At 45.7% G+C, this 17211-nt stretch carries 5 protein-coding genes and 1 pseudogene; 1 reads left to right on the plus strand and 5 read right to left on the minus strand.

Annotated elements, in window-relative coordinates; all coding sequences use genetic code 11:
* Nucleotides 1-26 precede the first annotated feature (26 nt).
* The 5 genes and pseudogenes from AOT11_RS02030 to AOT11_RS02050 all read right to left on the minus strand — a co-directional run.
* Nucleotides 27-10016: pseudogene (locus AOT11_RS02030) on the minus strand (calcium-binding protein); the annotation flags it as partial.
* An 11-nt stretch (nt 10017-10027) separates the two neighbouring features.
* The gene (locus tag AOT11_RS02035) at nt 10028-10555 is read right to left on the minus strand and encodes a hypothetical protein (RefSeq protein WP_017420281.1); all 528 of its coding nucleotides are present in this window, start codon (nt 10553-10555) and stop codon (nt 10028-10030) included.
* A gap of 211 nt (nt 10556-10766) precedes the next feature.
* The gene (locus AOT11_RS02040; RefSeq protein WP_017420282.1) at nt 10767-12875 is read right to left on the minus strand and encodes a type I secretion system permease/ATPase; all 2109 of its coding nucleotides are present in this window, start codon (nt 12873-12875) and stop codon (nt 10767-10769) included.
* A gap of 4 nt (nt 12876-12879) precedes the next feature.
* Nucleotides 12880-14244 (minus strand): HlyD family type I secretion periplasmic adaptor subunit, encoded by a 1365-nt coding sequence (locus AOT11_RS02045; RefSeq protein ID WP_017420283.1) that lies wholly within the window; start codon nt 14242-14244, stop codon nt 12880-12882.
* Between the two features lie 2 nt (nt 14245-14246).
* Nucleotides 14247-16361 (minus strand): peptidase domain-containing ABC transporter, encoded by a 2115-nt coding sequence (locus AOT11_RS02050; RefSeq protein WP_049797964.1) that lies wholly within the window; start codon nt 16359-16361, stop codon nt 14247-14249.
* A 273-nt stretch (nt 16362-16634) separates the two neighbouring features.
* Here AOT11_RS02050 and AOT11_RS23660 point away from each other — a divergent pair, with 273 nt between their 5' ends.
* Entirely contained in the window at nt 16635-17147 is a 513-nt protein-coding gene (locus AOT11_RS23660) for a helix-turn-helix domain-containing protein (protein WP_017420285.1), read from the plus strand.
* The last annotated feature ends 64 nt before the right edge of the window (nt 17148-17211 follow it).

Here is a 17211-nt window from a genome sequence, read left to right on the forward strand (position 1 = left end):
ACCGTCTTGCCATGAAGCGTATCATTACCTTCTTCACCATAAACGAGGTCATTACCAGAGCCGGCCAAGACCGTATCGTCTCCGAGACCCGCATAAACCTCATCATCACCGCTTCCAGCATCAACGGTATCAACCCCTCCACCACTACGGATCGTGTCATTACCGCCTTCAAGGCTAATAGTGTCATTGCCATCGCCTACGGTTACCGTCTCAGCAAAACCACCACCTCGAATATCGTTATCGCCGTCGATGGTGTATAGAGGGATATCTTGCGGAGCCAGTGTCGTACCATCACTCAACACCACTTCTTCAATGCGGTACCGTTTGTCGGTATACGCATTCTCTATCGTAATCGAATCCCCAGAATCAAGACCTCCAATCATGAGCACCATATGATTACCGTTTCGACGCAACGTTAACTCGTCTCGGCTAATCCCTTCACCCAAGACAATCCGGTCGACTTGATTCCAACCGTCCACGGAGCTCCAATTGTTATGGTCATAGTCGTTGATGGTGTCTTGCCCGTCCCCTCGATTAAATACATACGTCTCAGCACCCGCACTGCCTTCTAGACGATCATTACCTTGACCACCATTGAACGTGTTGACGGCCTTGCGCACATGATCACGTTGATAGTATGCATCCACGCTGCGATTCACCTTGAGAAGGTCATCACCCTCTCCTCCTTCCAGCGTGTTTGAGCCACTACCATTGACTGTCAAGGTATCGTTGCCCACACCACCAAAAAGTTGGTCATCACCGTCTTGGCCATGAAGCGTATCATTACCTTCTTCACCATAAACGAGGTCATTACCAGAGCCGGCCAAGACCGTATCGTCTCCGAGACCCGCATAAACCTCATCATCACCGCTTCCAGCATCAACGGTATCAACCCCTCCACCACTACGGATCGTGTCATTACCGCCTTCAAGGCTAATAGTGTCATTGCCATCGCCTACGGTTACCGTCTCAGCAAAACCACCACCTCGAATATCGTTATCGCCGTCGATGGTGTATAGAGGGATATCTTGCGGAGCCAGTGTCGTACCATCACTCAACACCACTTCTTCAATGCGGTACCGTTTGTCGGTATACGCATTCTCTATCGTAATCGAATCCCCAGAATCAAGACCTCCAATCATGAGCACCATATGATTACCGTTTCGACGCAACGTTAACTCGTCTCGGCTAATCCCTTCACCCAAGACAATCCGGTCGACTTGATTCCAACCGTCCACGGAGCTCCAATTGTTATGGTCATAGTCGTTGATGGTGTCCTGCCCGTCCCCTCGATTAAATACATACGTCTCAGCACCCGCACTGCCTTCTAGACGATCATTACCTTGACCACCATTGAACGTGTTGACGGCCTTGCGCACATGATCACGTTGATAGTATGCATCCACGCTGCGATTCACCTTGAGAAGGTCATCACCCTCTCCTCCTTCCAGCGTGTTTGAGCCACTACCATTGACTGTCAAGGTATCGTTGCCCACACCACCAAAAAGTTGGTCATCACCGTCTTGGCCATGAAGCGTATCATTACCTTCTTCACCATAAACGAGGTCATTACCAGAGCCGGCCAAGACCGTATCGTCTCCGAGACCCGCATAAACCTCATCATCACCGCTTCCAGCATCAACGGTATCAACCCCTCCACCACTACGGATCGTGTCATTACCGCCTTCAAGGCTAATAGTGTCATTGCCATCGCCTACGGTTACCGTCTCAGCAAAACCACCACCTCGAATATCGTTATCGCCGTCGATGGTGTATAGAGGGATATCTTGCGGAGCCAGTGTCGTACCATCACTCAACACCACTTCTTCAATGCGGTACCGTTTGTCGGTATACGCATTCTCTATCGTAATCGAATCCCCAGAATCAAGACCTCCAATCATGAGCACCATATGATTACCGTTTCGACGCAACGTTAACTCGTCTCGGCTAATCCCTTCACCCAAGACAATCCGGTCGACTTGATTCCAACCGTCCACGGAGCTCCAATTGTTATGGTCATAGTCGTTGATGGTGTCCTGCCCGTCCCCTCGATTAAATACATACGTCTCAGCACCCGCACTGCCTTCTAGACGATCATTACCTTGACCACCATTGAACGTGTTGACGGCCTTGCGCACATGATCACGTTGATAGTATGCATCCACGCTGCGATTCACCTTGAGAAGGTCATCACCCTCTCCTCCTTCCAGCGTGTTTGAGCCACTACCATTGACTGTCAAGGTATCGTTGCCCACACCACCAAAAAGTTGGTCATCACCGTCTTGGCCATGAAGCGTATCATTACCTTCTTCACCATAAACGAGGTCATTACCAGAGCCGGCCAAGACCGTATCGTCTCCGAGACCCGCATAAACCTCATCATCACCGCTTCCAGCATCAACGGTATCAACCCCTCCACCACTACGGATCGTGTCATTACCGCCTTCAAGGCTAATAGTGTCATTGCCATCGCCTACGGTTACCGTCTCAGCAAAACCACCACCTCGAATATCGTTATCGCCGTCGATGGTGTATAGAGGGATATCTTGCGGAGCCAGTGTCGTACCATCACTCAACACCACTTCTTCAATGCGGTACCGTTTGTCGGTATACGCATTCTCTATCGTAATCGAATCCCCAGAATCAAGACCTCCAATCATGAGCACCATATGATTACCGTTTCGACGCAACGTTAACTCGTCTCGGCTAATCCCTTCACCCAAGACAATCCGGTCGACTTGATTCCAACCGTCCACGGAGCTCCAATTGTTATGGTCATAGTCGTTGATGGTGTCTTGCCCGTCCCCTCGATTAAATACATACGTCTCAGCACCCGCACTGCCTTCTAGACGATCATTACCTTGACCACCATTGAACGTGTTGACGGCCTTGCGCACATGATCACGTTGATAGTATGCATCCACGCTGCGATTCACCTTGAGAAGGTCATCACCCTCTCCTCCTTCCAGCGTGTTTGAGCCACTACCATTGACTGTCAAGGTATCGTTGCCCACACCACCAAAAAGTTGGTCATCACCGTCTTGGCCATGAAGCGTATCATTACCTTCTTCACCATAAACGAGGTCATTACCAGAGCCGGCCAAGACCGTATCGTCTCCGAGACCCGCATAAACCTCATCATCACCGCTTCCAGCATCAACGGTATCAACCCCTCCACCACTACGGATCGTGTCATTACCGCCTTCAAGGCTAATAGTGTCATTGCCATCGCCTACGGTTACCGTCTCAGCAAAACCACCACCTCGAATATCGTTATCGCCGTCGATGGTGTATAGAGGGATATCTTGCGGAGCCAGTGTCGTACCATCACTCAACACCACTTCTTCAATGCGGTACCGTTTGTCGGTATACGCATTCTCTATCGTAATCGAATCCCCAGAATCAAGACCTCCAATCATGAGCACCATATGATTACCGTTTCGACGCAACGTTAACTCGTCTCGGCTAATCCCTTCACCCAAGACAATCCGGTCGACTTGATTCCAACCGTCCACGGAGCTCCAATTGTTATGGTCATAGTCGTTGATGGTGTCCTGCCCGTCCCCTCGATTAAATACATACGTCTCAGCACCCGCACTGCCTTCTAGACGATCATTACCTTGACCACCATTGAACGTGTTGACGGCCTTGCGCACATGATCACGTTGATAGTATGCATCCACGCTGCGATTCACCTTGAGAAGGTCATCACCCTCTCCTCCTTCCAGCGTGTTTGAGCCACTACCATTGACTGTCAAGGTATCGTTGCCCACACCACCAAAAAGTTGGTCATCACCGTCTTGGCCATGAAGCGTATCATTACCTTCTTCACCATAAACGAGGTCATTACCAGAGCCGGCCAAGACCGTATCGTCTCCGAGACCCGCATAAACCTCATCATCACCGCTTCCAGCATCAACGGTATCAACCCCTCCACCACTACGGATCGTGTCATTACCGCCTTCAAGGCTAATAGTGTCATTGCCATCGCCTACGGTTACCGTCTCAGCAAAACCACCACCTCGAATATCGTTATCGCCGTCGATGGTGTATAGAGGGATATCTTGCGGAGCCAGTGTCGTACCATCACTCAACACCACTTCTTCAATGCGGTACCGTTTGTCGGTATACGCATTCTCTATCGTAATCGAATCCCCAGAATCAAGACCTCCAATCATGAGCACCATATGATTACCGTTTCGACGCAACGTTAACTCGTCTCGGCTAATCCCTTCACCCAAGACAATCCGGTCGACTTGATTCCAACCGTCCACGGAGCTCCAATTGTTATGGTCATAGTCGTTGATGGTGTCTTGCCCGTCCCCTCGATTAAATACATACGTCTCAGCACCCGCACTGCCTTCTAGACGATCATTACCTTGACCACCATTGAACGTGTTGACGGCCTTGCGCACATGATCACGTTGATAGTATGCATCCACGCTGCGATTCACCTTGAGAAGGTCATCACCCTCTCCTCCTTCCAGCGTGTTTGAGCCACTACCATTGACTGTCAAGGTATCGTTGCCCACACCACCAAAAAGTTGGTCATCACCGTCTTGGCCATGAAGCGTATCATTACCTTCTTCACCATAAACGAGGTCATTACCAGAGCCGGCCAAGACCGTATCGTCTCCGAGACCCGCATAAACCTCATCATCACCGCTTCCAGCATCAACGGTATCAACCCCTCCACCACTACGGATCGTGTCATTACCGCCTTCAAGGCTAATAGTGTCATTGCCATCGCCTACGGTTACCGTCTCAGCAAAACCACCACCTCGAATATCGTTATCGCCGTCGATGGTGTATAGAGGGATATCTTGCGGAGCCAGTGTCGTACCATCACTCAACACCACTTCTTCAATGCGGTACCGTTTGTCGGTATACGCATTCTCTATCGTAATCGAATCCCCAGAATCAAGACCTCCAATCATGAGCACCATATGATTACCGTTTCGACGCAACGTTAACTCGTCTCGGCTAATCCCTTCACCCAAGACAATCCGGTCGACTTGATTCCAACCGTCCACGGAGCTCCAATTGTTATGGTCATAGTCGTTGATGGTGTCTTGCCCGTCCCCTCGATTAAATACATACGTCTCAGCACCCGCACTGCCTTCTAGACGATCATTACCTTGACCACCATTGAACGTGTTGACGGCCTTGCGCACATGATCACGTTGATAGTATGCATCCACGCTGCGATTCACCTTGAGAAGGTCATCACCCTCTCCTCCTTCCAGCGTGTTTGAGCCACTACCATTGACTGTCAAGGTATCGTTGCCCACACCACCAAAAAGTTGGTCATCACCGTCTTGGCCATGAAGCGTATCATTACCTTCTTCACCATAAACGAGGTCATTACCAGAGCCGGCCAAGACCGTATCGTCTCCGAGACCCGCATAAACCTCATCATCACCGCTTCCAGCATCAACGGTATCAACCCCTCCACCACTACGGATCGTGTCATTACCGCCTTCAAGGCTAATAGTGTCATTGCCATCGCCTACGGTTACCGTCTCAGCAAAACCACCACCTCGAATATCGTTATCGCCGTCGATGGTGTATAGAGGGATATCTTGCGGAGCCAGTGTCGTACCATCACTCAACACCACTTCTTCAATGCGGTACCGTTTGTCGGTATACGCATTCTCTATCGTAATCGAATCCCCAGAATCAAGACCTCCAATCATGAGCACCATATGATTACCGTTTCGACGCAACGTTAACTCGTCTCGGCTAATCCCTTCACCCAAGACAATCCGGTCGACTTGATTCCAACCGTCCACGGAGCTCCAATTGTTATGGTCATAGTCGTTGATGGTGTCTTGCCCGTCCCCTCGATTAAATACATACGTCTCAGCACCCGCACTGCCTTCTAGACGATCATTACCTTGACCACCATTGAACGTGTTGACGGCCTTGCGCACATGATCACGTTGATAGTATGCATCCACGCTGCGATTCACCTTGAGAAGGTCATCACCCTCTCCTCCTTCCAGCGTGTTTGAGCCACTACCATTGACTGTCAAGGTATCGTTGCCCACACCACCAAAAAGTTGGTCATCACCGTCTTGGCCATGAAGCGTATCATTACCTTCTTCACCATAAACGAGGTCATTACCAGAGCCGGCCAAGACCGTATCGTCTCCGAGACCCGCATAAACCTCATCATCACCGCTTCCAGCATCAACGGTATCAACCCCTCCACCACTACGGATCGTGTCATTACCGCCTTCAAGGCTAATAGTGTCATTGCCATCGCCTACGGTTACCGTCTCAGCAAAACCACCACCTCGAATATCGTTATCGCCGTCGATGGTGTATAGAGGGATATCTTGCGGAGCCAGTGTCGTACCATCACTCAACACCACTTCTTCAATGCGGTACCGTTTGTCGGTATACGCATTCTCTATCGTAATCGAATCCCCAGAATCAAGACCTCCAATCATGAGCACCATATGATTACCGTTTCGACGCAACGTTAACTCGTCTCGGCTAATCCCTTCACCCAAGACAATCCGGTCGACTTGATTCCAACCGTCCACGGAGCTCCAATTGTTATGGTCATAGTCGTTGATGGTGTCCTGCCCGTCCCCTCGATTAAATACATACGTCTCAGCACCCGCACTGCCTTCTAGACGATCATTACCTTGACCACCATTGAACGTGTTGACGGCCTTGCGCACATGATCACGTTGATAGTATGCATCCACGCTGCGATTCACCTTGAGAAGGTCATCACCCTCTCCTCCTTCCAGCGTGTTTGAGCCACTACCATTGACTGTCAAGGTATCGTTGCCCACACCACCAAAAAGTTGGTCATCACCGTCTTGGCCATGCAAAGTGTCGTCACCAAGACCGCCTTCAACAATGTCGTTGCCGCCTCCCGCGTTGATTATGTCATTGCCTTTTGAACCAATCGCAAAGTCCGCAGCGCTGCCACCTTGCGTATTCGTCCCCAAAAGAATGCTATTATCAATTTTCTTAACAAGGTCAATATTATTGGCTAACCAATCATAAGCTGCTGGCTCTGCTGATTTAATAAGGTCGATAACACATTCTTTTTGCGTTTTGGAGAAGCCAGATTCAAACTGTTCGAACACATCTAAGACAAGAAGTAGTTCTGCTGCATCATTAGCTGTTTTTAGGTTACCTAACTTGCTTGTGACTTTTTGAAATGTTGCATCAGCACGGCTCTTAAAATCGAAGGTACTTTGTAACGTATCAGATGCAGCATCGTAGGTAACAGAAGGGATTAAGTGATCTAAGAGTCCTTGACTTACTGCAAACTTAGCCACTAAATTGGCGCGAATACTGTTCCATGCTTCAAGATAAAGTTGACCCGTAGTATGCGTCTGTCCATTGGCGTTCCAAATACCGTCACCTATCTCTAGGGTGTTAATGCCTGTGTAAGCTTTTAGAACACCGAGCTGTTCAATGCTAAGAGTAATATTGGCATTAGGGAATCGAACCAAACCATTTTCGTCAGCCGACAAGTTTGGGGTGCTGTCGATATCAGCAAGCGTAAGCCTTTTAGAACCGGCCCAACCATACAAAATGTCATCAAAGCCACTGGTGAGTGTTTGGCTACTTAAATCTCGGGTAAACTGGAGAATCTGAGCTTCAAACTCTTTATTCAAGCTCATTGCTGCGTTAAGGTCGGGCATCATGCCGTAGCCTTGAATGTTTGCAATGGCTTTGGCCGCATCTGTCAGCGTGACTTCTCCAACGAATTCTGAATAGGTTGGTCGAGTGCTGAACAACACATCACCCAGTAGATATTCTTGTCTGTTACCGTTCGCGTCAACGGTAACATAGTGGCCAACTTCCTCGAGTAAAACATCATTTTTTTCTGCACCAGATGCACTCCTGTCGAGGCTAATTTCTGTGATGTTATAGTCTGAGAGTTTCTTGAGCTCTTCTTGTGTAGATGCACCATCGCCATTTTTATCTTGCCAGATTAGTAACTGTTCAAACGCGGCATCTTCCGTTGAGATCTTACCGTCACCATTACTATCTAGTAGCTCGAGTTCCTCAAAACCCGTTATATCTTCACGGCCAAACAGTTCGTCGATATTGTTTATCGAACCATCATTGTTTTTGTCGATTGCAAGAAACCCATCATCACCACTTAGCCAAGACGTATGGGTAGCAAAGCTATTACCCGTTAAATCAAATTTGGCTTGGCTGTTATCAAGACTTAAAAAATCTAATCCATCCCCATCTAAATCGAGAACGAGTGGATCAATCCTGCGCTGGCGATCGGAGTTATTACTACCCTCATGAACAGCATCGCCTTGCGTGCCGCCTTCACCACCAGTAGAGCCGCTGTCATCATCATGATTATTAGGGTCGTTATCACCATCTTGATCAGGGTCTATATCATCAGGTATACCATCGTTATCGCTGTCTTGTTCTTCATCATCTGGCTCTTCATCTAGAAGCTCCTCCAACTGGTCGATAATGCTTTCTAATAAAGAAATAATACTACTAAAACCATCATTTAATCGATGATGCTCTTCTTTTATATATACATCTGAGATGTTTAGAAAGTGAGTGAGGTCAGTAAAATTACTCAAATAAGAATCGAGGACGTTACTGGTAGCAGCCCTAGAATTATCTATCTGATTGTTTATTTCTTGGTGAAGTTCGCCCAACTTATTAAAAATTGAATTCGGTACTTTTCCTTCTTTACTGTTTGCTTTCGCTGCTAGTCTAATTGCTTTTTGACGTAAATACTCCGCAGATGTTTGATGCATATTGCGAACATCTTCCATGAATACTTTCTTATTCTCAATAACTAAGGATGCGACATCTCGATGAGCAAGGTCTATTTGTCTATTTTTTTCGAGCTTCTCAAATATTTGGTATTGTTCATTTAATTCATTACGTTTATTTAAATAATCTTGGACGAGATCTTTATTGACCTCCTCGACTAAAACCATCCCGCCGTTCAATACACCGTTTTTATAACTCAGTGAGTCAGCTATCAGATTAGATCGTGTACTAGACAATGCTTGTTGATATCTCCCAATCCATTTATCAACAAATCCTCCAACACTGCCTGACTTTAGATTAGCTTGTCGAAGGGCATCTTTTAGTCCTGCAGAAAAATCTAGTACTTGAGCACGATTTAGATCCGCATCCTCGACTTCTTCTATAAAATCATTGTGGGCAGCATCTAAAATTTTAGTTCTTGATTTTTTAACCGCTATACCGAGGGAGGTATTTAACAGGCTGGTGACTCTACCACCGTCACCATATCCGCCAAGTATCGTATTGAAGTCCCCAATATATTCATCTTTTATCTCTTCTATTCGATCTACACTAAGATCGATACGAAGCGACAAGCTTTTCTCAATATCAGCATTAATCTCGTTATTAAGTAGTTCAATAAGTCCATCAACCTCAGAAGAAAATCCGCTATCAATTACCGTAGAAAAATCGATGCCAGCTTTTTCAGCTTCTTGTCGAATCAAAGATTCATAGTCTTTAATAACTGCATCACGCCTTGACTCTGTCTGATACCTCAAACTATCGAGCAGACTTTTTTGTTCATTTTTTAAATTATTTTTTACCTGATTAACGTTACTTCCATGTATTGAAAGGTGCTTAGCTGCGACGCTCAGCATCGAGAAGCCTGCGGATACCGCAGCCAGAGGCCACAACTTTGACTTTCCAGCAACTGCTCCGCTAATACCAGCAATAAGGTCAGAGCTTGCAGCTACTAGAGAAGCGATAGTATTCTCTCCAACGAGACCATCGTTTTGTTGCATTTCCTTTCGGTATACATCCATAGCGTCTACGACAGCACCAACACTAACTCCGATTCCTAGCCCTGGCCATTTGTTTAAAAAGCCCGCTACTGAGACAACAACATCAGCGGCAGCAAGTAATTTACTTGTCGTCCTTTGCCCTTGTAATTGCGAATCTAACACTAAAACATTTGTTTCTAGTTCAGCGATTCCCAAAGTTCTGTTATTGAAAATTTTTCGGACTATATCTTGCATCACGTATACCTTTATTTACTTAAATTTATTAAAGAATTAATTATTATGATAAAGAAAAATATAAAAATTGAAGAAACAACTCCAAATATAAAATTATTGAAATTATTTTCATTTATAGTTTTTATTGTGGGTCTACTTTCGAGCATAACCTGTTGATTAAACTCTACGTAAACCACATAATATATATTTTCATTTGATGTCGAAACCAAGCCAACCTTTATGCCTTCTATTTCCCCTTCATCAAACCTTTGCGTTCCATAATTATTTAATTTATTACTAAGGCGCCCAAAATCAAAACCTTGTACTTTATAATCAGAACCATCTATTTCGTTATGAATTATGCTATAACTCAAACCCCGTCCATCAGAACCGTGCCTTCCATCATGTGAGTAGCTTGAATAATATACTTCCCCTTCTTTATAAGGGTCTAAGAACACTCTATTACTGACAATACTAAATATTAAAGTAAATGTAGAAATTACTGTCGCTAGTATTAGGTCTGACTTTTTTACCCTAAGAGCATAAAAAAAAGAAAACATAAAAAACCTTATTTAATTATTGATTATTTTTAATTAACCAAAGGTTTTCAAATATCATACCTTGGTCCATTCCGAAACTTGCCTATTTATATGGTGCTTCTTAGGCGTTATAACTAACCTTATAAAAATAATAAGGCCACGAAGATCACTTACACTTTAGGACTTAAAAATTTTTTATTAAAGAATTTAACAATCTTTTTCCCTTGTAGTCTTATGAAAAACCAGATTGAAGTTCCCAAAGATGCTTATATAAGCCTTGCTCTTGAATTAGGACATTGTGCTCTCCCTCTTCCGAAATTCGACCATCATTTATAACCAATATCCGATCGGCGTTTTTAATCGTGCCGAGTCGGTGAGCAATACTTATTACCGTTCTACCTTCACATATTTTTGTCATATTACTCATAATGGCTGCCTCAGACTCATAATCGAGCGCAGAAGTTGCTTCATCTAAAATCAACACGCTAGGGTTAGAGATAAGAGCACGAGCAAGCGCTATTCGCTGTCTTTGGCCGCCAGAAAGTAACGCCCCTTTTTCTCCGACGGGAGAATTGAAACCTTGCGGCAAATCGCCGATAAAATCGATGACGCCCGCAAGTTCCGCGGCGTTTCTCACATCTTCATCTGATGCTTCAGGACAGTTCAATCGAATGTTTTCAGCGACTGTGCCTGAAAACAGGTGGCTTTCTTGCAACACAACGCTCATTTGGCGACGCAACTGGACCGGGTCGGCGATGGCCAAATCCAATCCATCAATCAAGACTTGGCCTTGTGTGGGGCTATAAAGTCTCTGAAGCAACTTGGTCAGTGTGCTTTTACCTGAACCAGAGGGGCCAGTAATCCCAACGAACTCTCCCGGCTCAATGGTGATGCTCAATCCGCGCAAAACGTCAGGAGACTGCTCGCAATAACGAAAGCGCACGTTATCGAATGCTACTTTTCCTTTTAGGGGTGCCACGGAAGCCAGCCCTTCAGACCCGGATTCCGTCTCTACATCTAAAATGTCACCCACTCTTCGCAACGATATCAGCGTATGCTGAAAATCCTGCCAAATTTGGGCGAGGCGTAAAATAGGTTGAGTAACATGTCCCGCAAACATATTGAATGCGACTAACTCACCAGAAGTAAGCGCTCCATCCAATACAAGTTTCACACCTAACCACAAGAGTAATGCCGCTGTGAGCTTCTGAATTAAGCAAATACCTTGCCCAGCCCAGTTACCATAGTTTGTTGCGGCAAATGATGCCTTAGTAAAATGCGCCAATTGCTCTTGCCAATGCTTGTTGAAACGCCACTCTGTTGCTGTTGTTTTAACGGTTTCTATCCCCATTACCGACTCTGTCAGCATGGCTGTTGCATCGGCTTCTGCTTCAAAGGCGTGATTTACTCGCGTTCGTAACCCTTTACCGACGAGGATCCAAAACAGGAAATACAGCACAAGACTTATTACAACGACCGAGGTCAGTAGAGAGGAATACATCAGCATTACACCGATAAACAAGCCGATAAACGCAAGGTCTAGAATCAGTGTCAGCCCGGAGCCTGTCAGAAACTGTCGGATGCTATCCATTTCCTTCATTCTTGCGATGATCTGACCCGTTTGACGCTCATTAAAGTATGAAAGCGGCAATGCGGTTAAATGATCATAGAGTTTAGATGAAAGTTCAGCACCAATTTTGCTGGACAGGTTGGAGAATAACCAACTACGAAGTAATCCATAGAGCGGCCCCATCACTGCAAGTCCCAGCATGGCAACGCCCAATACCTCTAGGCTCGATAGGCTCCGGCTTACAAGCACTTTATCGATAACATTTTGAAACAATAGCGGAGAAACCAATGCAATCAGTTGAATCATTAACGACACACCGATGACCCAAGAAAACTGTCGCTTATGCTTCTTTATTGCCGGAATAAACCAGCCAAATCCAAACGCAATTTTCTCTTTAGCTTGGAAGTTAGCCCTCGCAACTAGGACCTTCCCTTGATATGTAAGCTTGAAAGCCTCTACTTCCAAGTTTAATCGCCTATGCTGATCAACGATCTCCACAGTTTTTGGGCTAATACGCTTAACAAGTCGCCACTGTTCGTCCATCAACACTAACGCGGGCAGCGGCAACGCCTGAAGTTCATCAATATTGGCTTCAACCACCCGAGCTTGAAGGCCAGACCATAGCGCCGCACGACACAAATCAATCTCATCAATGCTGTTATCGTTTTTCCCTAGACGATGCACCAGTTGCGAGCTATCTGGTGCGAGTTCATAGTCATTCGCTAGTTCGCATAACACATCCAGTGTCGGGTGCAAATCTGTCACGATCATTTTCTTATCGCTCCCTCATTGCTTCAGATTGGTACTGTTGGAGAGGGCTTAACAGATACTCAATCACACGCCGCTGACCAGTTTTTATCTCTGCGACAACAGTCATTCCCGGTTGAAGCGGCACAAGGTTCTCTTCAACTTTAATGTTGTCCTTTTGCAATCGGATCCTGACGGGAAAGACCATACCAAACTGTTCGTCTTTAACTGCGTCGCGGGATACATGAACTACATCCGCGGGTACGGTGCCGTACTTGGTATAGGGGAAAGTATCAATTTTAACTTCAACGGTTTGTCCCGGAATGACGAAACCAACATCCTTGTTTAACAGTTTGGCTTCGACTTCAAGCAAGGCGTCTTCGGGCACAATTACCATCAGTTCTTCCGCAGGTTGAACAACCCCTCCCAACGTATTCACTTGCAGTTGCTGTACTGTGCCATTCACTGGCGCAAGAAGGACTTGCTGACGAATCGCATTGTTAGCTTTCACTAACTCTTGCGCCAACCCTTCATATTGACCTTGAAGTTCATTTAATCGATGGTGATAGTCTTTTTTCAAGCCCGCTAGATAGGTCGTCCGGCTGTCTTTGAGTTTTTTTTCTTCTGCCTGAAGTACCTTTAATTGGGATTGCTGCTGAAACACAGCTCTTTGCGTATCAAGCAGTTCTTTCTCCAAGTCCAATACTTCCATTCGAGCAATAGATTTGCTTTCCATTAAAATCTTGCGCGCATCCAACCTCTCTTCGACATTATTCCGGAGCAATGCCAGCGAGCTCAACTCATTGCGCACAGCCAGTTGGTTCGCCAAATTGACATCAAGCTCCGCTGAAATCCCCTCCAATTGTGCCTGTCTTTCTTGCCAGTCAGACTGAATAGCCATTCGTGATGCATTAAGCAATTCCTCAGATCCAACATTTGGGTCAAGCCACAACGTGGGCAGTTCATCGCCCAAAAGAGCTTGATAGCGACTAATCTCTAGCAAGGTGAAATCTATCTGACTGGCTATTCGAGCACGTTCTGCTTCAGCGCCAATTGGGTTTAGCTTGATCAATACATCACCTTGATGCACTCGATCACCCTCTTTAACAAGAATCTCCTCCACTTCACCTTGGACGAAAGGTTCAATGACTTTGGAGCGACTAGATACAATCACTTGTCCTGATGCACTGGCAAAAATATCCAGTTTGCCGACTATCGACCATACAAGTGCAGCTATGAGCAAACTGGAAATAGCCCATGCACTCGTTTTAGCCAGCGGGCTAGCAGGCTTCTCAACCACTTCTAAATACGAAGGTAAAAACTCATACTGTTCATCTAAGGGTGCCTGTCGTTTTTTTTTCAGAGGCTGGATTTTCTCAATTATGCCCGCCATGTTTACTCCCTTTCTTCTTGCTGCTTTGCCTGTTGGAGTTGCCATAACCGTCGGTAAATACCGTTTTGTGCCACCAGTTCCTCATGAGAGCCCTGACTGGTCACTTGGCCGGCTTCAACCGTAATTATGCGATCACAACTTCTCACTGTAGAAAGCCGATGTGCGATAATGACCACGGTTCTTCCCTGACTGATGGCAGACATATTGTTCTGAATAACTTCCTGACTTTCGTCATCAAGCGCACTCGTGGCCTCATCAAATATCAGGACTTTAGGATCGCCCAGCAAAGCACGGGCAATGGCAACACGTTGCCTTTGACCACCAGATAAACTAACGCCTCCTTCAGCCAAAACGGTGTCATATCCCATGGGGAGTTTTAGAATAAAATCGTGAGCGCCTGCCAACTTCGCAGCTTTGATGATCTCTTCTAAATCAGCGGTCGGCTTTTTTAAACAAATGTTCTCCCTAACCGTTTTATTGAAAAGATAGTTTTCCTGAAGAACAACACCAATGTGCTGTCTTAGCGATGAAGATGAAATCGTAGCGAGATCAATGCCATCAATATGAATTGACCCAGAAACAGGAAGATAGAGTTTTTGGATAAGACGAGTAATTGTACTTTTTCCAGAACCTGAAGGGCCAACAATCCCAATGGTTTCTCCTGCACGAATGCTCAAATCGATACTTTTAAGCACGGCAGGCGATTTCGGTTGGTAACTAAAGACAACATTTCTCAGCTGAATGTTGCCTGAGACACCATCAACCTGAACTGAGGAATGCTCGGTTTCTGGCGGGAGGTTAAGCATATCTCCCAATGCATCAATACCGACTCGCGTTTGGATAAATTGCTGCCAAAGGTCTACCAGCTTACCCAAGGGTTGGTGTACATGGCTTAACAACATGTTGAAAGCTATAAGCTGACCTATTGTCATTTCCAGTGCCATCACTTGCATCGCGCCAGCCCAAATGACAAGTACCGCTGTTAACTTTTGAACAAGTTGTACAATTTGGTTCGTGACCGCTGTAATTTTCTGCGTATCAAAGTTCGCGTGAGCAAAGTCTTCTACTTGTCCTTGCCACTTCCGCCGCATAGCAGGCTCTATGGCAAGGCTTTTCATTGTTTGGATGCCAGAGACAGATTCCGTAACAAAAGACGTATTTTTCGCCCCGCATGAGAACTGCCTCTCAACGGCTTTATGCAGGTGTGCACCAGTTACCCAAGCGAGAATGAAGTAAACGGGAATGGTTGAGACAACCATCACCATTAAAGGAAAAGAGAGCCAGCCCATTACAGCGAAAAAGACCACGCTAAACGCAACATCTACACTGAGCGTCATCGCAGAGCTGGTCAAAAAATCACGAATGCTACTCAACTCCCTAACGCGGGCAACAATTGAGCCTACTTGCCGTGTTTTAAAATAGATGAGCGGCAGAGACAGCAGATGGCCAAAGAGCTTACCGCCGAGCTGAATATCAATTCTGTTAGTCGTATGTGCGAATAAGTACTCTCTAAGCCCTTTCAGTAGCACTTCATAAACGCCCACAATTACCAGTACAATCGCAAGCACATCCAGTGTTGAAATGTTGGCGTGAACAAGCACCTTATCCATCACAACCTGAAAAAAGAGAGGGCTAATCAACGCTAGTAATTGCAAGAGAAACGAAAAGAAGAGTACGCTTGACAGCAATTTTTTGTATCGAAGAAACTCGGGGATAAACCAGCGAATATCAAACTGGCGCCCGCTTTCATGATATTGAATCACTTGACCTGCCCACACTTCTTGAAGTGTGGTTCTTGAAATGACTTGGGGTACATGCTCGTGATGGCGTTGGATCAACGCTTGCTCATCAGACAGACGAGCAAGCACTACAAATTCGCCATCGTGCTGTTGATAAGCAAGAGGAAGATGTGAAGCTGCAAGTTTTTTTTCTTTTAGACGCTTTAATCTCAGTTGACCATCAGTTTGACCTGATGCGTTCTTAAGCCAGCTTTTTAGATCATCTCCTGTATGCTCTTTTGGCACTTGATAAGAGACGCCCGTAAGCTTGAGCAAAACCTGAGAACTTACAACAGCACTGCGTGACAGTGCCACCCGTTTCGGATAAGCCCTAACCATAACGATTTATAAATCTACTGCTATTTTTTATATTTCCGCGAGATTACATACCCACCACAATACATTCAACCAACAAATAACTAAAACAAGATCGAGTGCTACTTATTCCATCAAAATCCTCACATATAAGAAAGTCACTTATGTATCGGATTGTTTTCAAAATACTATTTTACACAGACCCTTCAACATCGATCTGCGTATTTCGGTGATTGCGATCGCTCGTTTCCCCCCTGTGTCAGCATAGTTGTCGCCTAGATTTTTAAGGAGATAACTATGCCAGCCAATCCAGTTCCAATTGATGTGAAAACGAAAGGCCAAACTTGGCTGTTACCACCATATAATTGGTCTCATCGAAGAATTGCTAAAGAATTAGATGTGAGTCCTTCCGTGGTATCTAAGTGGAGAAATGAACTTGTTGAAAGCGGCCTATTGTCTACAGAGCCGCCGTTAGAAAATACTACTACTGATTATTCAGCGGAGCAGAGATTTTTCATAGTGATTGAAACTGCAACAATGTCTGAACGCGAGTTAGCTGAATACTGTAGGTCTAAAGGGTTATTTGTCGATGACGTTAAAACCTGGCGAGCACTGTCTATCAAGGCGCAGAGTACAACATCGGCTTCAATGTCACACAAAGAAAATAAGCTACTACGTGATGAACGCAGAAAGGTAAAAGCGTTGGAGAAGGAGTTGGCACGTAAAGATAAAGCACTTGCTGAAATGGCTGCGCTACTGGTTTTGCGGGAAAAGTTCAATGCCCTCTGGGAAATCAACGAGGAAGACTGATTCCTATCTCAGAGCGGCTTAAAATAGTCACACTTGTTGATGAAGCTGTACGTAAAGGGGCAAC

This window comes from Vibrio vulnificus NBRC 15645 = ATCC 27562 (assembly GCF_002224265.1).
Lineage (GTDB): Bacteria > Pseudomonadota > Gammaproteobacteria > Enterobacterales > Vibrionaceae > Vibrio > Vibrio vulnificus.

What these genes read in the sequence shown, in the direction of transcription:
- AOT11_RS02035 (WP_017420281.1), bottom strand. Translation starts at nt 10,555, where the DNA reads ATGTTTTCTTTTTTTTATGCTCTTAGGGTAAAAAAGTCAGACCTAATA.
- AOT11_RS02040 (WP_017420282.1), bottom strand. Translation starts at nt 12,875, where the DNA reads ATGATCGTGACAGATTTGCACCCGACACTGGATGTGTTATGCGAACTA.
- AOT11_RS02045 (WP_017420283.1), bottom strand. Translation starts at nt 14,244, where the DNA reads ATGGCGGGCATAATTGAGAAAATCCAGCCTCTGAAAAAAAAACGACAG.
- AOT11_RS02050 (WP_049797964.1), bottom strand. Translation starts at nt 16,361, where the DNA reads ATGGTTAGGGCTTATCCGAAACGGGTGGCACTGTCACGCAGTGCTGTT.
- AOT11_RS23660 (WP_017420285.1), top strand. Translation starts at nt 16,635, where the DNA reads ATGCCAGCCAATCCAGTTCCAATTGATGTGAAAACGAAAGGCCAAACT.